Genomic DNA, 20,093 nt, shown 5'->3' with positions numbered 1-20,093 from the left:
AAGGATTGAACGGGCGACCTCAACAAGATCAGCGGCAAGGTCGCTTGCGCCGTACTCGGATTTGGCGGCTTTCTGGGCATCGGGGACGATCACTACCCGCTTTCCTGGCAATCCCTGAGGTATGACAGCAATCTAGGCGGCTATGTCACAACCGTTCCCGAGAATCAGCTTAGAGGCGCACCCAAGTACATCAGCGAGACCAGTTGGAATTGGTCAGGTCCTGAGATGGCTTGATCGGTCGATGATTATTGTGCTGGCATACCCGCGCCGTGAGCGGTCTGCCGCTGGTCGACCGGCATTGGCGCTGCGGTCCCGAGCACGCTCCGTGCCTGTCGGGACCCATTTCGCTGCTTACGGAGAGCTCGTGCTCCCTTTCGCCGGCAAAGCCAAACCAGGCAAATGGCAGCGCGACGCCAGATAGCTGCCATGGGCAAGAAGAGCGCTGTAGAGCGCCATATGGGCGATTGATCCAGCGATGCGCACTGCCTAAGGGCCCTGGAATGAGTTTCGCCGGCGCCCCAACGGACCGCTGCACTGCGCTGTCTGTGTCCACTTCCGGCCGTCCGACAGGTGAGAAATCGTCGCAGGGCAAATCAGTCCCGATGGTTGGTGCCGCTATTTCCATAGCGCGAGAGCTTGGCGCGGATCGCTTGGCACGGGCGGCAGCTACTGATTTAGCGCTTCCAGATGAGAGGACAATCGTTGCATCGGCTTCACCGGTGCTAGAGACATCGGTCATGAGTGACCTACTCGTTTTGTGAGGCAGGCCATTTGAAGCTCATAAATTCTGCGTCGGCTATCAGACGATTGGACACGTAACTTGGCGAAAGCCTCAGTTCGGCAAGATCGAATCCGACAGCATGCAGCGCATGAGCCTATGCGCGGCGCATGAGATCAAGCGCCTAACGATTGGGACTTTCAGATCCGCTGCCCACCCTTAAAGGCCACCTGGGCGCGCCTCCCAGTACGTTGGCGTCCCGTAATACTGGTGGGTGCGCGTTTCCCAATCTCGATCCTGCCACGAGTCATCACTGAATTCAGGCGCGTCCCTCAGCTGTTGCTCGGTGATATTGGTTCGAAAACCACTGAGCGACGTATCATAGGTCAGAGCGCTCCAAGGAATGGGGTAATGGCTGTGGCCCAATCCAACAAATCCGCCAAAGCTCATGACAGCATAAGCCACGCGACCTGACACCTTGTCGATAATGAGGTGATCTATTTCACCGATATTCTTTCCATCGGCTCCATATACCTCGGTTCCTTGAATATCTTCGCTTGAGATGCATTGACGATCCGGATGGGCTGTTGCGCGTGCCATGGCTTTCGTCTCCCTCACAGGTGGGTTTTGTCGGCTTAACTCGGCCGTTACGGGGTCGTTCCTTTCTTCGGAGAACATGCCGCAGCGCCGATCACCAATCTATCGTCGTCGGCATCGTCTCTAACAACCTCCAGCTACGATGAACCCCCATGACGAAAAGCCTGCATTACGGTCGCGGTATCCATTCAACCTAGCTGAGAGGAGTTGCCCTTGAGGCTCTCCGTCAGTCGAGACATAGTGTTCGCCGCAAAGACGATGATGATGAGGCTGCCAACTGAAGTCGCTTTATTTGGGTGGACGACTTTAGAATCCGGTGATCTCCGCCGCTCTTCAATGTTGGGGCAGCTCTCGTGCGTTCGGAACGGAAGGCCCTCTACTTTTGTTCATCGTCACAGAGAGCTCAAAGGAGAAGAGCTATGATCGCAAACAGACTTATGATCCTGAGCGCAGCGCTCGCCTTCAGCGCCAGCTCCGTTTATGCCGGTCCCTGCAACACGGTGAGCCATGATGCAGGATCAGGGAATGTCCCCGGTTATACCAGACAAACCACTGGTTCCGCGGCAGTTGATTCCAAGCAGCATCCGCCGACATCTTCGATGGGCAAGGCCTCGGAGCATACCGCAACGTCGTCGGAAGACGCGCAGCGCCAGATGCAGAGCCAGCCTACTGCCGCCGAGCAATCAACGGCGACCAAGCCTGCACCCTCCGCACAGGCGCCGGATCGGACGACAGGCACGGTCGAGCAGACCCGCCCCGCGCCCACTGACCAATCAAAGAAGGCGACGGCTGGTGCGGCCGAGCCTGCGCCGTCCCAGCAAAAGGTGACGGCGGCCGAGCAGGACTGCGAGTAAACGCGGCGGACAATAGTTTCAAGGGGCGCAACTCGAGGGCTGGCCGACCGCCTGAGATAAAGAAGTCGTCTGCACCACTTGACCAGGCCGGTGCCGATTGCTTCCGCTTCTGGCCCGACTCGAACCTCGAGCGAGGTCCTCTTTTGCGCCGCTGTTCGGGGCATAACAGACATCAAACGCGCCCTCGCCGCCCTAATCGTCCCACACTCCTCGCAGCGGTGACGTCCTCAATTGCGCCTACCACCAGATCGCGGCGCTCGAGACCGGTGCGCATCAGTACGTTTTGTTTCTCCTTCGGGTGCGGCGGTCGAGCGGCATGCTGCTTCGATGCAAAGCTCTACCGCCTTGCGAAGCGACTTCGCATAGAAATCCGCGCCGATCGGCTCGCCATCCAGACTCGCTTCATCCTCCGAATCTTTGGTTGAGCCCCATAGGCCGACAAGGAGTGTGGCGTGTGGCATTTTGCGACGCAGACGCCGAAGAAGGAAGCGTAGATGCACCGGACTTCCTCTTCCAAGGCAAGATACACACACCATCCCTATGCTGGCTGTATCAAGCCCAACGATGTTGGAAGACAAGGCAGCCGTCGAAGGCTCGATGCGGGCGCCGATACCATGTTTTTCGAGAAGCTGCGCGATCATGTTCGCCGTCGCTTCGTCAAGAGGATCTCGCGCGCCGATGCACAATACATGCTTTCCGTCTCGCCAACCGGGTCTTGACGTTCCAGTCGGTACAACGGGCGGCGATAGATCAGGAGCGTTGACCACCTCGATTTCAACTGTGTTGGCGTCATGGAGGTTCTCGTTGCTCTTGACAGGTGGAGCGCAGTCATCGTGATCGGAAAGATTGTCGATGACGCCCTCGACAGTTTCCTTAATCCGGTGCAGGCGCTCCGAGTCCAGAGCGTCGCGTCGCGCGTCAGCCCGCGCCAGCAGCAACCCAGGAATTGCAATCTCGTCGTAATAGGCGCAGAGGGATTTTTCCTTCATGAACTTCTCGGCTTGGTCCGCAGCCTCGTCGGGATCACCGGCCAGCATACGTTGAAAGAAATTCTGTTCTGGCGTGAGCGCCGGCTGATCACCTAGGATCACATCCAAGAACTCCAATCGCTCGACGTGACGCCCCAATACCACCAGGCACACCGTCAGGGGTGTCGAAAGCAGAAGTCCAATTGGTCCCCATAACCAAGTCCAGAAGGCTGCAGCCACCACCACAGCTTCCGGCGAGAGCCCTGTATTGTGGCCATACAGCATGGGCTCTACAATTTGGCTCAGGATCGGTTCTACGATCACGAACAATGCCAACGTCCGTAAGAACATGGACCAACCCGGATCAACCGCGATGGCAAGCGCCGCAGGGACTGCGGCGGCGATGAATGCGCCGATATAAGGAACGAAGCGCATAAGAGCCGCGAAGATGCCCCACAACACCGGATTGGGAATGCCGATCACCGCAAGACTGATCCCGATGACAATCCCGAACGTTGCGTTGATGCAGGTTTGCGTCAGGAAATACCGGCTCAGTCGCCGACCGGCATCGTCGATTGCTTCGGACGTGCGCCCCAAATCCTCTGCGCCTGCGAGGCGGACAAAACGGCCCCGCAGATCTTCGCGAAAAAGCAGCATAAAAATCACGAAAACGATAACAATGCCCGTCGTCGCCAGAGGCGCCAACAGAGGCCCGACGATGGCTTGCACTACATCGAACGGTTTAGGCGGCGGCTGTTGGATTTCCACCGGCAGTGGCTTAGCCTGGGGTTCTCCTACAGAAGTCTGGGCGGGTTCATGAGCATTCTTTCGTCCTTGCTCTTGCGGCTTTGACATTTCTTGGCGCAGATCTCCGAGCATATCCTTTAGCCGATTGAGGATTCCCGGACTGAGCGCGATGTCTTGGACCGAATGAATCTTATCGCTGATCGTCAGCTGATAGCGGGGCAGGTTCTCGGCGAGTTGTGCGACCTGCTGGGTCATAATGGCGCTGAGCCCGAAAATCAGCAGAAATGCAAGCACCACTGCGGCAAGAACCGAGCCCACGCGGCCGGCATAAAAGCGACGAAAAAGCCGAACGACCGGAGCGAGCACGAAGCTCAAAAGCAACGCAACAACAACCGGCACGAAGAGCTCACGCCCGAAATAGAGCAATGCCACAAGGGCCAGGCCGATGAAGAGATTGCTTGCGACCATCGCAGGCAACAGAGAGCTCGCGATGTGGCTTCCAGGCAAAGTCCACAGGCGGGATGGGCCCGGCATATCTCAAGGGCTCGGCTTCGGTTCTGCTTAGCTCACCCCTAATTACGGCCGATGTTCCCTTTTGTACCTCGGCTCCAATCGGCGCCCTAGAGTTCTGGGTCTACAGATCGACCATGGCAAGCAGGTTGGAATGTCGCGGACGCTCTAGCCCCCGTCGCAATTCGATAGCCGCTTGATGGCCTTGACGGCGGCGCCGGGGCCGCGCCACCCTAGGAATTTGGGCTCCGTGTCTTCCAGCGCGTTCGTCGCGCGGAAGAACTGTTCGAGTTCCTCGACGGCGCGAGACGGCAGATTCCTAATGTCTTCAAGATTGCTCTCTAACGGCGAGCGCTCTGGCGCAGCGAAGATGCGATCGTTGCGCTCCTCCTTGCCTTCTCGCTTCTGGAGGATTTCGAGAATCCCGATCGGCCGGCATCGGAGCACGACGCCCGCATAGGTCTGAGATACGTAGATGATGAGGACGTCCAGCGGGTCGCTGTCTTCGGCTTGTGCCGAGGGAATGAAGACCCAATCCTACGGATAGGTGAGCCCAACCCATTAGGGGCTTCGCAAGCGTGAACATCCTCAGCTCCGGATCGAACTCCAATTCGCAGGTGCTTCCACGGGGTGTTTCGATCACGGCGTAGATCTTCTTCTCGTCGGCCCACGTCGGGAGCTTGCTCAGGTTCGTCATGGGTCTGCAGGCGCTGCGTTGTCTGGCCTTTGAAACGGCAACGTGAATCCTTTGTTCCTCCCGTCGCGCCGCGCTGGCGTTATCCACGCGGACGCGCAATAGCCCATGAGGGCTACTTGGGAGGCTCGACCGTGGTTTTTGTCGATCCGTCCGGCGCCGGCTGCATCCGTGGCGGGCTTTGCCCTTGGGGACTTTCCGGAGGCGCACCACCTGAACCGGTGTTGGTAGGCCCGGTCCAGCCCTGCTGCTGCAATTGACCCCTGTCTTCGGGCGCCGAACGCCCGCTCGGCGCGCCAAGGTCGTCCGCCGGCTTGGCGGGCTGTGCAATCGCCAATCCACCGGACAGCACAAGACATATCGATGCTAGTTGGACGCGCACTGAAACCTCCGTTGCCCCTGATCAACGAAGAGCTTCGCGCCGATCCCGCCGTTCCTGTTCATCGGAACCGATTTGCTGATTCCTTCGTTCAAGAACGACTTACAGGAGGACTTCAATGGCAAGAGCATCATGGAAGCGACCCGGCTCGCCGATCGGCAGGAAGGGCCCGCGCAAGGCAAATCCCTCATACAAACGTCGTACGCGTGAACCGTGGTCGAGCGCGGATGTGAAAATGCTCAAGCAGCTCGCGAAGGGCAACACGCCGACCGGAGTGATGAGCGTCAAACTTCAACGTCCCATCGCGGCTATCCGCAGCAAGGCGCGGCGCGAAGGGATTTCCCTGAAGCCCATCAACCGTTCGCCCTACAACCGGCGCGCAACGAAGAGGCGTTCGCGTCGCTAAGTGGCAGGCTCGCCTCTCGATGTCGTTCGCCGATGCTGGTGGCGACTGCCGGTAATGAACGACTGCATAACCGCAACGGGGCGCTTCAGCTCTCATGTCACAGGTCGCGCCGCTTCCTTGACAGCCTGGCCCGTGGTCGCCATTCCGGCGGCGTAGGCCGCTCCCGCGCCAAGAAGAAGGGCGCAGAAACTTGCAAACATCGCGTATGCGAAGTGCTTCCGGGCCGCATCAATCTGAGCAGGCGTTGCAACTCCGCATGTGGGAATTGGTCTCCGCGTGCCGAACCTCGGGTAGCAGCCGCTTGCTTTCGGTGCCGGCCGGAGCTTCCCGAAGTTGAATGGCCTCCGCGGCGGACTCGTTGGCCAATTGGCAACAGCCGCGAGCGGCAGCGCCACTTGAACGACCCATCGGCTCAGCTTAGGATCGGGAAATGCGGATGCCCGCAGCTTAATGTTGCTCAATCGAACGAACGTTCCCGTCCCTAGGCACGCCGTGGCTCGCATATACGCTCGCGATACCTCAGATGTTATAGACTAGACGCTGCGGCGTCTCCCGACGCAGTCATCCAATCCTCAAGGAGATCCTCGGGATCATCATCCGCCAACTTCCGATGCCGCTTCGTGCGGCCTCTTTTGTCGTTTCGCAGGTTTCGCTTTCGGTGACACCGCATGGCGCATTTGCCTTCTTCTCCGAAAAAAAACGGGCCGAGAGGATTGCAGTTCCTACCCCGGGAGCCACCCCGCCTCCGCCACGCGGTTTAAGGAACTAATCGTTCACGACCTTATTTTTCCGAGGAACCCCAGCGGGTGGCTTGTTCAGTCGACGAAGGAAAGATGATGGCGCGAAAAGCAAAGAAACGAAAATATTCCAAGAGCTCCGGCAGCGACGTCAAAAGCGAAGTGCGCCGCTACAAGAAAGGCAAGGCGAAGAGCGGGCGGGCTGGAAAGGGCGGTAAGGTCAAGAGCCGAAAACAGGCAATCGCAATCGGACTGTCGAAGGCCCGCAAGAAAGGCAAGAAGGTCCCAAAGAAAAAGAAATGAGAAGGACCAGCCAAGTGCGACTGGTCGAGCTTCGCTGCTAACCCTTGCCGTTGCTACGATTGGTGAAGCGCGCGTTGCCGAGACCTGTGCCGATCGTCAGCACACCCCACCGCTTCACATCCTGCATGAACGGCATCTCCGACAGTCCCTGCACGACACCATCATTGTGCATCACGATGGCCGTGTCGTGTTCGCCGACCTGTGGGATGGCTTCGACTAGGCTGGCCGGTAGGTTGAACTTGCGGCTCTCCCAATTGCCCGGCAGGTTCTGCGCACCCTTCTCGATCGACCCGTCCGCCTTGATGACGCCGGGGCACGCGATTCCGATGAATGGCGCCAATTTGAACCCTTCCTTGTCCGCCTTCGCGATCAAGTCCTTGAGCATTTTCACCATGCGCTTGACCGCCTGCTCGCGGCTCGGCTCATCTTCGGCGTGACGCCAGAGTTCGGACTTCCACACGCAGGCCTTGGCCAGGTCGGGCGACTTCTTGGGACGCGTTTCCACCACCCCAACACGGATATTGGTGCCGCCGATGTCGATCGCCAGTATCGAATCGTGGCTCTCGAATATCCACGAGGGAGCTAAATACAGCGCTCCGATCAGACCGGCATCGTCCGGATGGTGACGGATCGGCCGCATATCTATCTTGAAGTCTTCTGCCCGTAGGATGATCTCGGTCCGCGCGATGGCGAGCTCGCCGAGGCGGCTGTCGCGAAAGCCGCCGCCGACCACGATACGCTCGGTCCTTTCCCAAGCCTTGGATTTCAGGAAGCGGCGCGTGACGTAGGCGAGTTCCTGGGCGAAATCCTCAATCGCGCTGTGAACCACCGCCGACGCTTCGGTGTCATCGCCGACGAGGATGGCATCGAGAAGCTTTTTGCTGATGTTCTCAGACGGCGCTTTGCCGAAAGGATCCTCGCCGGTCTTGCGCAGCGGCTTGCGCCACTTTTCGAGGATGTCGCGGAAGGCGCCCTTGCTCGCGCGGTCTCCGATGAATCCTTCCTCGTCCTTCAGTTCGACGTTGAAGCTGTCGATCTCCACCGAGGGAAGGCGGGAGGCGCCGTGGGCGGCGATGCCGGTAGTCGTGATCGTGTCGGACATTCTACACTCTGATCAAGTCGCCGATGCGGCCGTCCAGTCAACCGCGCGGGAAGAAGCAGAGTTCCTAACCTTGCGCCCAGGCATCAGTGGCAGATCAGCGGCTTCTCGACACTGCAGGGGCGCTGTCCCGTTCAGGCCGATGCGCGGAGCGCAACTTGCGTCGTGCAAACCAGGCCGCCACCGACACGCATAGCCAGACCAGCGACGCCGCGGCGAACGCGCCGCCGACGCTGCGCTCCACCAGCAGCCAGAACACGAAAGCAAATGCCAGCATTCCGACAGCACCTAAAGCAGCGCCGGCGGCGTCGAGGGCGGCCGCCTCTTGTCCTCGCCGCTCGCCGGAAAGTCCAGCCGCCCGCTTGCGGCGGATTTCGTGCTTTTCGATCAGCGTCGCACTGGCGCAAAAGATCGCCGGGAGCGCCAAGAAAAGGCCGCCGACCGAGGCTCCATAGCGGCTGCTGATGAGACCGGTGAAGACAGTCGCCGCTCCGCCGAGCGCGAAGCGGATCACATACTCGTACCAGCGGCTCTCACGCAGAGATGACGGCGAGATTCGAATTGGGGTCGTCATGCCTGTCCTCCCGCGAGAGACCATAGTCCGAAAGCGGCCGCCAACCAGACTATGATCGATAACAGGGTCGCCGGCAGCGCCCGCATGCGCGCTCGGATCAGCAGCTGGCAAACGACGATGCTATAGATAGCGAGCGCGACGGTACCGGCCATCATCGAAAGGCTCTGCGATGCCGCATAAGATTCGCCATGCTGATAGATCGCGATGCCGAGCGTGGCGAGCGCGACCGAGGGGGCGGCCCCGAACAGGCCGGCGAAGCTCTTGGGTCTCAGCACGTCTCCCAGCATAGCGAACGCCGACACCACGGCCCCGCCGACCAGGAAGCGGATCACGTACTCGGTCATTTTGGTTTCTTCCAAAGCTTCAAAAGCGAGCCGCTCGCACCGTACACTGGGTCCTTACGCGGCGCCGGCACCTTCGAGATCGTCTTCAGCGCTCGCGGGCGGTCCTCGATCGTCGTGCACTCGTCGTAGGTGCCCGTCGGGGGATAGGCGCCGATGACCAGAAAGTCTTCGTCCGCCGAGAGACACTGATGACCGGTCCCGGCCGGCAGGACCACGACATCGCCGGCCTTGAGCGTGAATACCCGGCCCTTGCTGCCACCGAAGCGCACGCGGCCCCTGCCGCGGGCGATGCCGAGCACCTCATGGATCCGCGAGTGGTAGTGAACATAGTCGTAGATGCCGTCGCGCCACGTGTCGTCCCAGCCGTTGGCCTCGAAAAGGTCTTCCATCACGGCCGCGGGATCGTGCCCGTCACCGACATTGACGGCGCCTTTGTAGATAACGAACGGCCAGCGCGGATGATTGGGAACGAGTCCATCGTCTTTGAACCGGACCGTATGCGGCTTTCTTAACCGGACCAGACTTGCGGCTTCGTCCTTGCCCGGACGCCCCAAGCCCGTCGCGCGCTGCACATACTCCTTCACGTCCTCAAGGATTGGCATGATCTTCCTCCTTCGATCGCAGCGGATAGCCCGTCCACAACCTGAGCAGTCGCTCGATGAAAGCGCCAAGCGCGAAGCCCGCGACGACATCGCTCGCCCAGTGCGCCAGCACGACGATCCGCGTCAGGGAAAGGCCGACAGCCAGCGTTCGGATCGCTCGTCGCGGTTGGAGCGGCAGCGTGCCCGCCGCGGATGCGAGTGCGCCCATGTGCAGGGCATGCCCCGACGGGAAAGCGTCCTCGCGTTGGCCGGAGAACGAGACGCCATGCACGTGGCCGAGCACCGTCCTGCGGTCCGGGCGGGTCTGATCGAACACCGACTTAAGGCCGTGCGGCAGCAGGGAGGCTACGACCGTGACGAGGAGCGCATGATTGCCGGCGCGCTCCAGCCCCTCCGATCTGCCCCGTGACGCGACCCAGCCGGCGACCGCCAAGGCCAGCAGGACCTTCTCGTCCGCTCCCCACGTCAGCTCGCGTGAGACGGTCTCCGCGCGATGGCTCGTGTTGCGCGCCACTGTCCGCGCAATCTTAACGTCTGTCTTTGTCGGCTTCATAGTAAAAAGGGCCATCACCTCGTCCGCGGCGGCATTCCGGGGTGCCCGCAGCGCCTCGTTTGAATTGCAGTTGCCATCATAACGTTCCAGCAAAAGCCAAGTTCATTTCCCAGGAACCCCAGCCGCGGACCAGCATTGGAAAATGCGTTCGGAGGGATCGTGCGAAAGAAACGAAATTCGCGTTTTCTGATAGCGAGCGGGACTGTGATTGCGGCAAGTCTCGCCGCCAGCTACCTGCTCATCGGCAAAAAGAACTCCGGCGCAGTCCACGCCGATTCCGAAGTCACGACCGATCAAGCTGCCGCCCAGGCCGGTGCGAGGGTTCTTCCAAGCGATCCCAAGCTCAAGGTCGAACCAAAATAGCTTCAAGGAGAGCCAAGAAAATGCGCGCCAACCTGCCAGTCGGGAATGCTTCGTCGACTTCGCCATCCAAGGGCGGCTGGTTCGCCCGCCTGGCCGTGGCGACCTCGCGCGTTTCGGGTCGGCCGGCGACTTTTCTGCTCGCCGTCGCCGTCGTGGTCGTTTGGGCCGTGACAGGTCCCCTCTTCGGCTTCAGCGACACTTGGCAGCTGGTAATCAACACCGGCACGACCATCGTGACCTTCCTAATGGTATTCCTCATCCAGGCAACGCAGAACCGCGACACGCTGGCGCTGCAGGTCAAGCTGGACGAGCTCATCCTCGCCACCAAGCATGCGCGGAACCAGATCGCTGGCATCGAGGAGGCTCCGGACGAGGACATCGAGAGCGCCAAGGTCGAAGTCCTCAAGCGAGCTGGCTAAAATAGGAACGGCGGGCGTTCGCCTGCCGTTATTCGCCCCGTGTCTAGCCTCGCCCCTTACATCGGCGGTGTCGCCGCCTTCCTGGCCTCGCTGTCTTACGTGCCCCAGGTCCGGAAGGCCTGGCCTCGCGGATCCACGGCGGACCTGTCGCTGAGCATGCTGGCCGCGCTGACGCTTGGTCTTTCGCTCTGGATCGTCTACGGCGTCATGCAGGGAGATTGGGTCATCGTAGGCTCGAACCTCGTCGGCGCCACGCTCGCCGGCATCGTTCTCGGTTGCAAGGTCCGCGACCTCTCGCCGACGCAGGAACGACAGCCGCGCCCCTCGATTGAGGCAGTCGCTCGAGGAGGGAGCCATGTCGAAAGACGGTGAGCTGAGCTACGGGCCTCCCGGCGCCAGTGCGATCCATATCTGCGTTGACATGCAGCGCATGTTCGCGGAACGGACGAAATGGAAGATGCCATGGCTCTCGCGCGTTTTGCCAAACATCGTCGAGATAACGGCGGCACATCCCGAACGCACTGCCTTCACCCGTTTCATCCCGGCGAGAAATCCCGGTGAGGGTTCCGGGATGTGGCGACGCTACTACGAGCGCTGGAGCTCGATGACCATCAATGAGCTGGGCCCGGACATGATCGATCTGGTGCCGGAGCTTGCCCGCTTCGTTCCGCCAGCCCGCACCTACGACAAACACGTCTATTCGCCCTGGACCGGGAGCGATCTACACGCCCTTCTGCGAAACGCGTCTGTCGACACCATTATCGTCACCGGCGGCGAGACGGACGTCTGCGTCCTGGCCACGGTACTGGGCGCGGTCGATTGGGGCTTCCGGGTCATTCTCGTGACCGATGCGCTCTGCAGTTCCGCCGACGAGACCCACGATTCCATGATGAACATCTACATGAACCGGTTCGGGCAGCAGGTCGAGTGCGTGACGACGGAAACTCTTCTCGCCGCCTGGCCCGGCAACGCCACAAGACCTCTGGCATGACCCCCTCCTATCTCGTGCAGATCCTGCTGCCCAAGGAGACGGGCCGCGGCGAAAGGGTACTGCAGGAATGGTTCGAGCATCTTCTCAAAGAGCTCACCGACGAGTTCGGCGGGGCCACCAGCTTCGTCCGCACGCCGGGGCAAGGCCTGTGGCAGCGCGGCGGCGGCACTGAGCGCGACAGTATTGCGATCGTCGAAGTCATGGCGGACCACCTTCTCACCGACTACTGGCGCGCTCTGGGTGAGAGGCTGGAGACCGAGCTCGGGCAGGAGGAAATCGTCGTTCGCGCCCAGGAAATCGTCACGTTGTGACGCTTAGGAACAGTCCTCAGCGCCGGCGGTTTGCAGGACGAAGCAAACGCTGGAGGACGCCATGGGCTTTTTCACCAAGGGCATCAAAACGCTGAACGACCTGTTCGTGCACACGCTCAAGGACATTTACTATGCCGAGCAGCAGATCGAAAAAAATCTGCCTGACATGATCGAGAAGGCGACCGACCCCGGCCTCAAGAACGGCTTCCAGACCCACCTCTCCGAGACCAAGGGCCAGATAACGCGGCTCGAAAAGGTCTTCCAGATGCACGACGTGGAGATCCAAGGAGTCGATTGCCCGGCGATCGACGGCATTCTGGAGGAAGCGAGCGATGTCGCCGGTGACGTCGAAGACAAGCAGGTCCTCGACGCGGCGCTCATCGCCGCCGCCCAGGCCGTGGAGCACTACGAGATTACGCGCTACGGCACGCTGATCGCATGGGCGAAGATGCTCGGCCGCGACGACTGCGCCTCGGTCCTGCAGCAGAACCTCGATGAGGAAAAGGCGACCGACGAGAAGCTCAACACAATGGCGCTGCGGAGCGTCAACCGGAAAGCCGCGTAAGCGCGCTCGTAGAGGAGGCTTTGATCAGCACGTGAGCGGCCCTCGCGGGCGGAGGAGATATGGACGACAATAAGATGGAACGCCGCTCGCGAACCGGCCTCGATGGCTTGAGCATCGCTACGGCGCTCGGCCTGATGGCGACCGCTTTTCTGATCGAGCGCTTGGTACCGACCAACCAAAAGGATGATCGACAGAAGCCGTCCAAGGATCTTCCTTCGCAATCCGATGCGAGGCAAGATGCCTCACTGGCCGGCCTCGCCGTAGAAGGGGAGGACCGCGGACGTCGGGCCGCCTCGCCCGCCGAGATCCCCACGAAGGGATGGAAGGACATTCTGTGGCGGGTCTATGCCAACATCGGCGACCACCGCATTTTGGCTCTTGCAGCAGGCATGACCTACTATAGCATCCTGGCGATTTTCCCGGCGCTGGCCGCCCTCGTCGCCATCTACGGGATCTTTACCGATCCCGGCAGCATCGCGAAGCATCTGGACGACATCGCAAGCTTCGTGCCGGGTGGCGCCATTGACGTGGCGCGCGAGCAGCTCACCCGCGTGAGCTCGAAAGGGGACCGCACTCTCGGACTGACATTCGCCGTAGGACTTGTCATCTCTCTCTGGAGCGCCAACGCTGCGATGAAGGCGCTTTTCGACACACTGAACATCGTCTACGGCGAGAACGAGAAGCGCGGCTTCTTCAAGCTGAACGCCATTTCTCTTTCCTTCACGGTGGCCGGGATCGTTTTCGTGCTGTCGGCCCTTGCCGCCGTCGTCGTAGTACCAGTCGCGCTCAATTATCTCTACCTGTCGAACTTCGCCGACCTTCTGATCCGGATCGCCCGTTGGCCTGCAATGTTCGTCGCGCTCGCCGTGGCCATCGCCTGCGTCTATCGCTTCGGACCCAGCCGCGAAGCGCCGCGCTGGCACTGGATCACTTGGGGTAGCTCGGCAGCCACGTTGCTCTGGCTCGCGGCGTCCGGCCTGTTCTCCTGGTATGCGGCCAATTTCGGCACGTTCAACCAGACCTATGGATCGCTGGGTGCCGTGATCGGCTTCATGACTTGGCTTTGGATTTCCGCGATCGTTATCCTGCTCGGCGCGGAGCTCAACGCTGAGATGGAGCACCAGACGGCGCGGGACACCACGACGGGTGCGCCGAAGCCCCTTGGCACCAGAGGAGCCCGGATGGCCGATACCATCGGTGCGAAGGAAGCTGCCTAAAAGTACTCTCGAAGCCAGATCGCGACCGACCAGCGCTTGCAACAATCTTTGCTTTTGCCGCCAACCGCCGACCGAAAGAACAAAAGACTATCGTCGGCGTTTTACCGACATGTCAGACGCTTTTGATTACTTACGGGCCTACGCCGTCCGAGCTCTTTGCAAGGCGAGATCGATGCCGCAGGGCAGGATAAGACATCTGCAGCTTGTGGCGGGACGAATCTATAATCTTCTCAAGAAAGAGGCCGCTTTTGGCCCGAATATCCAGCACCTCGAAGACTTTCGGGCAGCACAAAAGCTCGAGAAGTCTCTCGATCGCCGTCCGGATGACGGTTCGAGAACCCAAGGTCGCTTAGGCTCGGCGGCGCCGCAGGACACAAGTCGCGAGGCCAGTTGAGTGCCGTCCCTCGATACCCGCGCCGTGGCAAGTCTTCTGCGTGAATACGCGCAGCGCACCGCCTTGCGTGGCGGCAATCCGTATCGGGCAAAAGCCTATTCACGTGCCGCGGACAGCCTGGTGGCCCTTGCGATCCCTCTTCATGTGCTCGTTGCCGAAGACCGGCTCACCGAGATTCCCGGCGTCGGCGACGCGATCGCCGACATCATTGGCAAGCTTCACAAGACAGGCACGCATCCCAGCCTTGAAAAGCTGCGAAAGGAGATTCCTGCTGGCGTGCTCGAGATGCTTGCCGTGCCCGGTCTCCGCCCGGACAAAGTGCTGCGTCTTTATAAAGACCTGGCCATCACCTCGCTCTCCGAGCTGGAGGCCGCCGCCAAGGACGATCGCATCAAGAAGGCCAAAGGGTTCGGCGCGGCGCTTCAGACCAAGATCCTGCAGAACCTGGTCATCGCGAAAAGCGGAGAAGGTCGCCTCCATCTGCACCGCGCCGCCGCCTTGCTCGCACACGCCAAGGATTCGATCCGCAAGACCCAGCCAGAGCAGAAGCGCGTCACGATTGCAGGCGACTTCCGCCGAGGCTGCGAACTTGTCGGCGACTTCACGATCGTTGCGGAGGCTCCCAAGGCCGGCAAGATTTCGAAGCTGTCGCCCCCGGACGCACTGCAGATCCGCCTGTCCGACCACGGGCACTTCGGCGCCACCCTTCTTTTCGCGACCGGCTCCCCCGCCCACATCGAGCAGCTCCAGGCGTTGGCCGCCGAGAAAGAGATGCGGTTGGAAGCCGAGGGCTTGCACAAGGGGCGCACCCTGATCGCCGGCGAGGAGGCCGACATCTATCGCGCCCTCGGTCTGCCCTTCATCGATCCCGAACTCCGGGAGGGGCGGGACGAGGTCGAGTTGGCTCTGAAGGGCAAGTTGCCGAAGCTGGTCACCGACCAGGACCTTCGCGGAATCCTACACTGCCACACTGATGCCTCGGACGGGACCGAGACCTTGGAGATCATGGCCAAGGCCACGCGGCAACGCGGGTTTGAATATTTCGGCGTGGCCGATCATTCCAAATCCGCCCACTACGCTGGCGGTCTATCCGTCGAGGAAATCGCTCGGCAGCACAGGGAAGCCGACCGGCTGAACAGGCGGTTCGGCAAGGATTTCCGGATACTGAAAGGCATCGAATCCGACATCCTGGCCGACGGGTCATTGGATTATCCGGACGACGTGCTGGAGCGCTTCGACTTCGTGGTCGCCAGCATCCACGGCCGCTTCAAACTGGACCGCAAGACGCAGACGGAGCGTCTTCTTCGGGCAATCTCCGATCCTCACACCACCATCATCGGCCACATGACCGGCCGGCAGCTCCAGCGGCGGCCGGGCTACGAAATCGACGTCGAGAAAGTGCTGCGGGCCTGCGCCAAACACGACGTGGTCGTGGAGATCAACGCCCACCCATGGCGGCTCGACCTGGATTGGCGGTGGCACCAGGCGGCCCTCGACGCCGGCTGTATGATGAGCATCAATCCGGACGCGCACTCGATCCCGGAGCTCGACCACATGCACTGGGGCGTCGAGATGGCCCGCAAGGGCGGCGTCCCTGCCGACCGGGTTCTGAACGCGATGAGGCTTCCTGAGATCACGCGCCACCTCCGTCAGAAGCGGCGCTCGCTCACCCGCGCCGCCTGATGCCGCAGGCGCACGATCTCTCGCTCGAAGGAACGGTGGTGGCGGTCGCCGCCGATCGCGGACATCACTTCAGCAAACCAGCCTTGGACCACATAGTCCTGATGGAAGGCCATGGCGTCGAAGGCGATGCCCACGCCGGCGCATTCGTCCAGCACCGCTATCTCGCCCGTCGCCGGCCCCGCCTACCCAACCTCCGCCAGATTCACCGGATCCCATCCGAGCTCTTCGCAAACCTCCTCGAAGCTGGCTTCGAGGTCGGCGCGGGTGATCTCGGCGAGAACATTACCACTGCCGGGCTTGACCTAGAAAGGATCCCGATCGGAACCCTCATTGAGTTCGGACCCAAGGCGATCGTTGAACTGACCGGCCTCCGGACGCCCTGCGTCCTCATCGATCGCTTCCGGGCGGGCTTGAAACGGCGCGTGCTCTCGTCGGCAGAAACGGCCCCTCCCTTCAAATGTGGGGTACTTGGCGTGGTGCGAACCGGCGGCACGGTCGCGCCTGGCGATCGGGCGCGAGTTCGGCTCCCCTCCTCTTACTTCCGCACCTTGCCGGCTCTGTAAGGAGCCGGTGTAACGGCGGTGCGCTTGTCGCTTGGGAGGCTATCGACAGTCCGGAACCAACCAGGCCGCCGCGTCGAGCTGGCGGCTTCTTTCCTGGAGTTTGATCTCAATTCAGGAGGCGTTGGCTCTCGCCCGTTCGCGCGCCTCGCGGCGACGTGCATGGCGTTCGCGCCGCCGCTTGGCCCGATCAGCGGTCTGCCGCAGCGGAGGAACGGGCGTCGGCGAGGTTACGATCGTCTCCTCAAAAGAAGGCTCCTGGATCGTCTCGGACGCCGCGGCACGAGCTTCCATGACTTCGAGCACTGCTCGCCCCCGGGCCGTGATCTTCCATCCCCCATTTATGCGTTCGACCAGCCCTTGTGAAAAGATGTCAAGATCCGGCACGCGCGCGGCCATGCGCCTGGTGCGGTCCGCCCAATCGCGGCCGCTGGTCGCCAGGATGGCCATGTCCCGCTTGAGATCGTCCATCACGGCGAAGCCATCCGGATAGCTGACCAAGACCTTGAGGACCGTCACCTGGAAGTTCATCCCCCGCCCCGGTGTGATCAGCGCCACATCGTGGGCGCGCGGGATAGGGCATCGCGGCCGACCTGCCTGAGGCCGTCGGGTGAAACCTCGCCTCTGGTGGCGGCCTCCAGGATCTTCGAAGCGACGTGGGTACGAGCTCCGATCTCGCGGTGCGAAAGGCTTTCGCACACTTCGTCGAGGACCGCGCGCAAAAGCGCGGTGGTTGCCGTGTCGAACATGAGCTGCCCCGCAAGGGAAAAGCCGATCCTACCAGATTTTTGTGGCTTGCGATTCAGACATGTTAAGCTTTGGAGAAAATGCGCTTTGACCCGATGGAGCGGAGCTCCGCGAAGGGACCGAGATGCGCGCCAATCGCTGGTTTGACCTAGCCGATGGCTCAATTGGGGCGTAAACACTGCTAAGTGAGATGTTGCGAGGGCTTTGCCATGCTTACCAAGTGGCAGAGGGTTTCCGATCGGAGCGAGCAAGAAGCTTCCTGGTCCATTGATCGCATTCACAGGGGCACAAGACTTACCGGCGAGCTGGTGGCGCGTTCCCGCGAGGCGCTTCAAGTGTCTGAAAAGCTGCTGCAGCAGCGCCCGCTGGTGTCGCCTTCCGAGCGGCAATGCTTACGCAAACGGGTTGAAGACTAGCGCCGAGCCACCAGAAGGCGCATTGCGGAGACCGATGGTTTACGAAGGAGGCTGAAAATCCGATGGAACGGCTTCGATTCGGATCGCGTTGCTCTGTTGCGGTGCAGCGCTATTGAGGAAAACTGTGCATCGCCGACTGGTTCTCGAAAAAGTTCGTGCTGCCTGCAAAAATATAGTTCCCGGTCGGTTAACCTAAGTTGGCATGGCGCGACGCCGGATTGATGTACGGTTAGTCCATCACCGCGCGGCCCGTGGCATTTATCGGTGATGAGAACGCCCATCACGCGCTCCCGCCTTCCTCCAACAGGAAAGGAGCACGCGATGACAGAGCATCGGCGTCGTTTCAAGCAGACAGACGATTTGGAAACTCGACTGGCAGCAGAAGCCACCAGATTACGCCAGGAAGCCAAGGAGATCTCTCCAGGTGTCGAGCGCGAGAACCTTCTGCGAAAGGCACGCCAGTGCGAGACTGGCTCGCACATGAGCGAATGGTTGCGCTCGCCGGGTTTGCAGCCACCAAACTAGCCTCCAATTGGAACAAATCCGCGCCGTGGGATGATTGAGGGTGCCGCCTCAGTTCGGAAGCATCAATTTTGCTTCTGGGTCGTTGTTGCAGCCGCCATCTGGGGGGCATGGCGTTTTCGGCGTTTGCGCCGATCGCAAGAGCATCAAAGGGTGGCCTCAGTTGCGAAGGCCTCTGAGATTTTGGCTACGCCGTCCTCGTTATCTGCCAGCTTGTCGTAATCTTGCGCGAGCGCCAGATCTTGCTCACGCAAAGATGCGTGCGGCGTGTGGGCGGCCATCGTCCGGAATTCCTCCGCTACTTGACGATGGCGGGCAGCTTCGGAGGTGTAGTGGGGAGGTGTAGTGGTCAGCATCCAACCTAACCTCCGCCGGATCGAGGACCGTATCAGCTGGCCGCTTCCATTCTCCGCGCGAACCTTCCGGCGCCACCGTTGATGGCGTCGGAACATCGAACTCCAATTCCATTTGGTCGCCGAAGCGCTCAGCGATCCTGTTTTCGCACATACACTACACACCGACCAGTACGCCCGCCTACTGTCTGGTTGGCTCGCTGGAGTCGCCGTAGATCCGAGGAACGGGCTGCCTGCAACATCAGGCTTTAGGTCACAGCATGAAATGATGGAGGAACGTTTCAAGGTAGCTTCGCTTGGCAAAATCAAGAGCTTGACCATGCGTGTCTTACAACACCCCAGAGGCTTGAATCTCGCATGCAACTCATGGAAGCCGAATTCGCCGCCCAATTGCCCCGCGGAGCGCAATGGCAATATGAGCCGAAGTGGGACGGCTTCCGCTGTCTTTTGGTCCGCGATGGCAGCCGGACCAGCATGCAATCGAAGAGCGGCCGCGACCTTGTTCGCTATTTCACAGAAATTGCTTCAGCAGCGACCACATTGTCGCCGAAAGCGCTTACTCTGGACGGTGAACTGATCGTTGAACGGGACGGCGGCTATTCGTTCGACGCCTTGCTTCAGCGCATCCATCCGGCGGCGAGCCGGATCAAGCGCCTCGCCGCGGAGACGCCAGCGATCTTTATCGTTTTTGACTTGCTGCGGTCTGGCAAGAGAGACCTTTTCGAGCTGCCGCTTATGAAGCGCCGTGCCACCTTTGAAAGACTGGCGCGGCAAGCCTTCGTGGTCGGCGGCGTCTTTCGGCTATCGCCGGCAAGCCGCAACGTCGCAGACGCCGAGGCTTGGCTCAGTTCCGTGAATGAGGATCATAACGGCGTCGTCGCAAAGCGCCTCGATCTGCCCTATCGAGGCGGTACCCGAGACGGCATGCAGAAGATCAAGCTTCTTCGGTCTGCCGATTGCTTCGTCGGCGGATTTCGTTACGCCGAGAAGAAGCAGGGCAATCGCAAGGTGATCGGCTCGTTGTTGCTTGGTCTCTACGACAAGGACGGACTGCTGCATCATGTCGGATTTACGTCCGGCATCCGAGCGTCCGATCGACTGGCTCTCATCGACCGGCTGGAGAAAATCGTTATCTCGCAGAGCTTCACCGGCAATACACCCGGGGGTCCAAGCCGGTGGTCAACGAAGCGATCTGCTGAATGGACGGCCGTACGTCCGACCTATGTCGTCGAAGTGACATTCGACCACGTCCCGGGTGGTCGGTTTCGGCATGGCACGAAGCTCGTGCGCTGGCGCCCCGACAAGAAGCCATTGCAGTGCCGCATGGATCAGCTTCGGCAGAAGGCGGCCAAGCGTTCTTTGAAAGCTGCTGGGTAGAACGGTTTGAGAAGTGCGCGCGGTGAGACACATGCTGATGATTTCAAGAGACACGAGGCCGGACATCTTGTTGACGTCCTGGCCTCGCCT

General features: G+C 60.7%; 25 protein-coding genes and 2 pseudogenes. 16 read left to right on the top strand and 11 right to left on the bottom strand.

The genetic code is table 11. The annotated features are described in order from the left end of the window. Positions 1-18: 18 nt before the first annotated feature. Positions 19-234 (top strand): annotated as a pseudogene (locus NLM15_RS17620) (PRC-barrel domain containing protein); the annotation flags it as partial. A 703-nt stretch (positions 235-937) separates the two neighbouring features. Here NLM15_RS17620 and NLM15_RS17615 read toward each other — a convergent pair. After that, complete coding sequence (locus NLM15_RS17615; protein ID WP_254118343.1) at positions 938-1,318, bottom strand: PRC-barrel domain-containing protein; 381 nt, start codon at positions 1,316-1,318, stop codon at positions 938-940. Between the two features lie 416 nt (positions 1,319-1,734). Between NLM15_RS17615 and NLM15_RS17610 the strand changes: the two genes are divergently transcribed. Continuing rightward, positions 1,735-2,169 (top strand): hypothetical protein, encoded by a 435-nt coding sequence (locus NLM15_RS17610; protein WP_254118342.1) that lies wholly within the window; start codon positions 1,735-1,737, stop codon positions 2,167-2,169. A gap of 227 nt (positions 2,170-2,396) precedes the next feature. On the opposite strand, the gene NLM15_RS17605 is transcribed toward NLM15_RS17610, so the two are convergent. After that, a complete protein-coding gene (locus NLM15_RS17605; protein ID WP_254124274.1) occupies positions 2,397-4,352 on the bottom strand; it encodes an AI-2E family transporter in 1,956 nt (651 codons plus the stop codon). A gap of 210 nt (positions 4,353-4,562) precedes the next feature. Beyond that, positions 4,563-4,871, bottom strand: coding sequence for an inorganic diphosphatase (locus tag NLM15_RS17600; RefSeq protein WP_254124273.1), 309 nt, complete (start codon positions 4,869-4,871; stop codon positions 4,563-4,565). 831 nt (positions 4,872-5,702) lie between these two features. Between NLM15_RS17600 and NLM15_RS17595 the strand changes: the two genes are divergently transcribed. Then, positions 5,703-5,873, top strand: coding sequence for a hypothetical protein (locus NLM15_RS17595; RefSeq protein ID WP_254118341.1), 171 nt, complete (start codon positions 5,703-5,705; stop codon positions 5,871-5,873). Positions 5,874-6,709: 836 nt separating this feature from the next. Then, positions 6,710-6,904, top strand: a pseudogene (locus tag NLM15_RS17590) (DUF6496 domain-containing protein); the annotation flags it as partial. A gap of 46 nt (positions 6,905-6,950) precedes the next feature. Here NLM15_RS17590 and NLM15_RS17585 read toward each other — a convergent pair. The 5 genes from NLM15_RS17585 to NLM15_RS17565 all read right to left on the bottom strand — a co-directional run bounded on the left by NLM15_RS17585 (position 6,951) and on the right by NLM15_RS17565 (position 10,100). Beyond that, positions 6,951-8,015 carry an ROK family protein gene (locus NLM15_RS17585; protein WP_254118339.1) on the bottom strand — a complete coding sequence of 355 codons (1,065 nt, stop codon included), beginning with the start codon at positions 8,013-8,015 and terminating at the stop codon, positions 6,951-6,953. A 94-nt stretch (positions 8,016-8,109) separates the two neighbouring features. Continuing rightward, positions 8,110-8,586 carry a DUF3147 family protein gene (locus tag NLM15_RS17580; protein ID WP_254118338.1) on the bottom strand — a complete coding sequence of 159 codons (477 nt, stop codon included), beginning with the start codon at positions 8,584-8,586 and terminating at the stop codon, positions 8,110-8,112. After that, positions 8,583-8,930 (bottom strand): DUF3147 family protein, encoded by a 348-nt coding sequence (locus NLM15_RS17575; protein WP_254118337.1) that lies wholly within the window; start codon positions 8,928-8,930, stop codon positions 8,583-8,585. Before NLM15_RS17575 ends, NLM15_RS17580 begins: the two co-directional genes overlap by 4 nt. Then, positions 8,927-9,532, bottom strand: coding sequence for a cupin domain-containing protein (locus tag NLM15_RS17570; RefSeq protein ID WP_254118336.1), 606 nt, complete (start codon positions 9,530-9,532; stop codon positions 8,927-8,929). The genes NLM15_RS17575 and NLM15_RS17570 overlap by 4 nt, the downstream gene beginning before the upstream one ends. After that, on the bottom strand, positions 9,519-10,100 hold the full coding sequence (locus NLM15_RS17565; protein WP_254118335.1) for a phosphatase PAP2 family protein: 582 nt from the start codon (positions 10,098-10,100) through the stop codon (positions 9,519-9,521). The genes NLM15_RS17570 and NLM15_RS17565 overlap by 14 nt, the downstream gene beginning before the upstream one ends. Positions 10,101-10,244: 144 nt before the next feature. On the opposite strand from NLM15_RS17565, the gene NLM15_RS17560 reads away from it, so the two are divergent. The 10 genes from NLM15_RS17560 to NLM15_RS17515 all read left to right on the top strand — a co-directional run bounded on the left by NLM15_RS17560 (position 10,245) and on the right by NLM15_RS17515 (position 16,591). Continuing rightward, positions 10,245-10,448, top strand: coding sequence for a hypothetical protein (locus tag NLM15_RS17560; protein WP_254118334.1), 204 nt, complete (start codon positions 10,245-10,247; stop codon positions 10,446-10,448). A gap of 20 nt (positions 10,449-10,468) precedes the next feature. Further along, the gene (locus NLM15_RS17555) at positions 10,469-10,867 is read left to right on the top strand and encodes a low affinity iron permease family protein (RefSeq protein WP_254118333.1); all 399 of its coding nucleotides are present in this window, start codon (positions 10,469-10,471) and stop codon (positions 10,865-10,867) included. Between the two features lie 39 nt (positions 10,868-10,906). Next, a complete protein-coding gene (locus NLM15_RS17550; RefSeq protein WP_254118332.1) occupies positions 10,907-11,239 on the top strand; it encodes a SemiSWEET family sugar transporter in 333 nt (110 codons plus the stop codon). Continuing rightward, positions 11,223-11,858: a cysteine hydrolase family protein gene (locus tag NLM15_RS17545; RefSeq protein ID WP_254118331.1), complete on the top strand. Its 636-nt coding sequence runs from the start codon at positions 11,223-11,225 to the stop codon at positions 11,856-11,858. Before NLM15_RS17550 ends, NLM15_RS17545 begins: the two co-directional genes overlap by 17 nt. After that, positions 11,855-12,169, top strand: a complete 315-nt coding sequence (locus NLM15_RS17540; protein ID WP_254118330.1) for a hypothetical protein — start codon at positions 11,855-11,857, stop codon at positions 12,167-12,169. Before NLM15_RS17545 ends, NLM15_RS17540 begins: the two co-directional genes overlap by 4 nt. Positions 12,170-12,230: 61 nt before the next feature. Next, a complete protein-coding gene (locus NLM15_RS17535) occupies positions 12,231-12,734 on the top strand; it encodes a ferritin-like domain-containing protein (RefSeq protein WP_254118329.1) in 504 nt (167 codons plus the stop codon). Positions 12,735-12,793: 59 nt separating this feature from the next. Continuing rightward, entirely contained in the window at positions 12,794-13,951 is a 1,158-nt protein-coding gene (locus NLM15_RS17530; RefSeq protein ID WP_254118328.1) for a YihY/virulence factor BrkB family protein, read from the top strand. Positions 13,952-14,123: 172 nt separating this feature from the next. Next, complete coding sequence (locus NLM15_RS17525) at positions 14,124-14,345, top strand: hypothetical protein (protein WP_254118327.1); 222 nt, start codon at positions 14,124-14,126, stop codon at positions 14,343-14,345. Next, positions 14,346-16,028 (top strand): PHP domain-containing protein, encoded by a 1,683-nt coding sequence (locus NLM15_RS17520; protein WP_254118326.1) that lies wholly within the window; start codon positions 14,346-14,348, stop codon positions 16,026-16,028. Then, complete coding sequence (locus NLM15_RS17515) at positions 16,028-16,591, top strand: MOSC domain-containing protein (RefSeq protein WP_254118325.1); 564 nt, start codon at positions 16,028-16,030, stop codon at positions 16,589-16,591. The genes NLM15_RS17520 and NLM15_RS17515 overlap by 1 nt, the downstream gene beginning before the upstream one ends. Positions 16,592-16,702: 111 nt before the next feature. On the opposite strand, the gene NLM15_RS17510 is transcribed toward NLM15_RS17515, so the two are convergent. Both NLM15_RS17510 and NLM15_RS17505 read right to left on the bottom strand, forming a co-directional pair. Continuing rightward, complete coding sequence (locus NLM15_RS17510; protein ID WP_254118324.1) at positions 16,703-17,119, bottom strand: hypothetical protein; 417 nt, start codon at positions 17,117-17,119, stop codon at positions 16,703-16,705. Positions 17,120-17,136: 17 nt separating this feature from the next. Continuing rightward, entirely contained in the window at positions 17,137-17,337 is a 201-nt protein-coding gene (locus NLM15_RS17505) for a hypothetical protein (RefSeq protein WP_254118323.1), read from the bottom strand. 735 nt (positions 17,338-18,072) lie between these two features. Between NLM15_RS17505 and NLM15_RS17500 the strand changes: the two genes are divergently transcribed. After that, positions 18,073-18,276 carry a hypothetical protein gene (locus tag NLM15_RS17500; RefSeq protein WP_254118322.1) on the top strand — a complete coding sequence of 68 codons (204 nt, stop codon included), beginning with the start codon at positions 18,073-18,075 and terminating at the stop codon, positions 18,274-18,276. A gap of 143 nt (positions 18,277-18,419) precedes the next feature. Here NLM15_RS17500 and NLM15_RS17495 read toward each other — a convergent pair whose 3' ends face one another. Further along, positions 18,420-18,629 (bottom strand): hypothetical protein, encoded by a 210-nt coding sequence (locus NLM15_RS17495; protein ID WP_254118321.1) that lies wholly within the window; start codon positions 18,627-18,629, stop codon positions 18,420-18,422. Positions 18,630-18,983: 354 nt separating this feature from the next. On the opposite strand from NLM15_RS17495, the gene NLM15_RS17490 reads away from it, so the two are divergent. Next, positions 18,984-20,003 (top strand): ATP-dependent DNA ligase, encoded by a 1,020-nt coding sequence (locus NLM15_RS17490; RefSeq protein WP_254118320.1) that lies wholly within the window; start codon positions 18,984-18,986, stop codon positions 20,001-20,003. Positions 20,004-20,093: the final 90 nt, after the last annotated feature.

It is taken from the genome of Bradyrhizobium sp. CCGB20 (assembly GCF_024199855.1).
Classification (GTDB): domain Bacteria; phylum Pseudomonadota; class Alphaproteobacteria; order Rhizobiales; family Xanthobacteraceae; genus Bradyrhizobium.
Note: the sequence above shows the minus strand (reverse complement) of the source record. Positions and strands in the feature narration are given on the sequence as shown.

Excerpts from the sequence above, each read along its gene's own strand:
- NLM15_RS17615 (WP_254118343.1), bottom strand. The coding sequence starts at position 1,318 with ATGGCACGCGCAACAGCCCATCCGGATCGTCAATGCATCTCAAGCGAA.
- NLM15_RS17610 (WP_254118342.1), top strand. The coding sequence starts at position 1,735 with ATGATCGCAAACAGACTTATGATCCTGAGCGCAGCGCTCGCCTTCAGC.
- NLM15_RS17605 (WP_254124274.1), bottom strand. The coding sequence starts at position 4,352 with ATGGTCGCAAGCAATCTCTTCATCGGCCTGGCCCTTGTGGCATTGCTC.
- NLM15_RS17595 (WP_254118341.1), top strand. The coding sequence starts at position 5,703 with ATGCTCAAGCAGCTCGCGAAGGGCAACACGCCGACCGGAGTGATGAGC.
- NLM15_RS17585 (WP_254118339.1), bottom strand. The coding sequence starts at position 8,015 with ATGTCCGACACGATCACGACTACCGGCATCGCCGCCCACGGCGCCTCC.
- NLM15_RS17580 (WP_254118338.1), bottom strand. The coding sequence starts at position 8,586 with ATGACGACCCCAATTCGAATCTCGCCGTCATCTCTGCGTGAGAGCCGC.
- NLM15_RS17575 (WP_254118337.1), bottom strand. The coding sequence starts at position 8,930 with ATGACCGAGTACGTGATCCGCTTCCTGGTCGGCGGGGCCGTGGTGTCG.
- NLM15_RS17570 (WP_254118336.1), bottom strand. The coding sequence starts at position 9,532 with ATGCCAATCCTTGAGGACGTGAAGGAGTATGTGCAGCGCGCGACGGGC.
- NLM15_RS17565 (WP_254118335.1), bottom strand. The coding sequence starts at position 10,100 with ATGGCCCTTTTTACTATGAAGCCGACAAAGACAGACGTTAAGATTGCG.
- NLM15_RS17555 (WP_254118333.1), top strand. The coding sequence starts at position 10,469 with ATGCGCGCCAACCTGCCAGTCGGGAATGCTTCGTCGACTTCGCCATCC.
- NLM15_RS17545 (WP_254118331.1), top strand. The coding sequence starts at position 11,223 with ATGTCGAAAGACGGTGAGCTGAGCTACGGGCCTCCCGGCGCCAGTGCG.
- NLM15_RS17540 (WP_254118330.1), top strand. The coding sequence starts at position 11,855 with ATGACCCCCTCCTATCTCGTGCAGATCCTGCTGCCCAAGGAGACGGGC.
- NLM15_RS17535 (WP_254118329.1), top strand. The coding sequence starts at position 12,231 with ATGGGCTTTTTCACCAAGGGCATCAAAACGCTGAACGACCTGTTCGTG.
- NLM15_RS17530 (WP_254118328.1), top strand. The coding sequence starts at position 12,794 with ATGGACGACAATAAGATGGAACGCCGCTCGCGAACCGGCCTCGATGGC.
- NLM15_RS17525 (WP_254118327.1), top strand. The coding sequence starts at position 14,124 with ATGCCGCAGGGCAGGATAAGACATCTGCAGCTTGTGGCGGGACGAATC.
- NLM15_RS17515 (WP_254118325.1), top strand. The coding sequence starts at position 16,028 with ATGCCGCAGGCGCACGATCTCTCGCTCGAAGGAACGGTGGTGGCGGTC.
- NLM15_RS17510 (WP_254118324.1), bottom strand. The coding sequence starts at position 17,119 with ATGAACTTCCAGGTGACGGTCCTCAAGGTCTTGGTCAGCTATCCGGAT.
- NLM15_RS17505 (WP_254118323.1), bottom strand. The coding sequence starts at position 17,337 with ATGTTCGACACGGCAACCACCGCGCTTTTGCGCGCGGTCCTCGACGAA.
- NLM15_RS17500 (WP_254118322.1), top strand. The coding sequence starts at position 18,073 with ATGACAGAGCATCGGCGTCGTTTCAAGCAGACAGACGATTTGGAAACT.
- NLM15_RS17495 (WP_254118321.1), bottom strand. The coding sequence starts at position 18,629 with ATGCTGACCACTACACCTCCCCACTACACCTCCGAAGCTGCCCGCCAT.
- NLM15_RS17490 (WP_254118320.1), top strand. The coding sequence starts at position 18,984 with ATGCAACTCATGGAAGCCGAATTCGCCGCCCAATTGCCCCGCGGAGCG.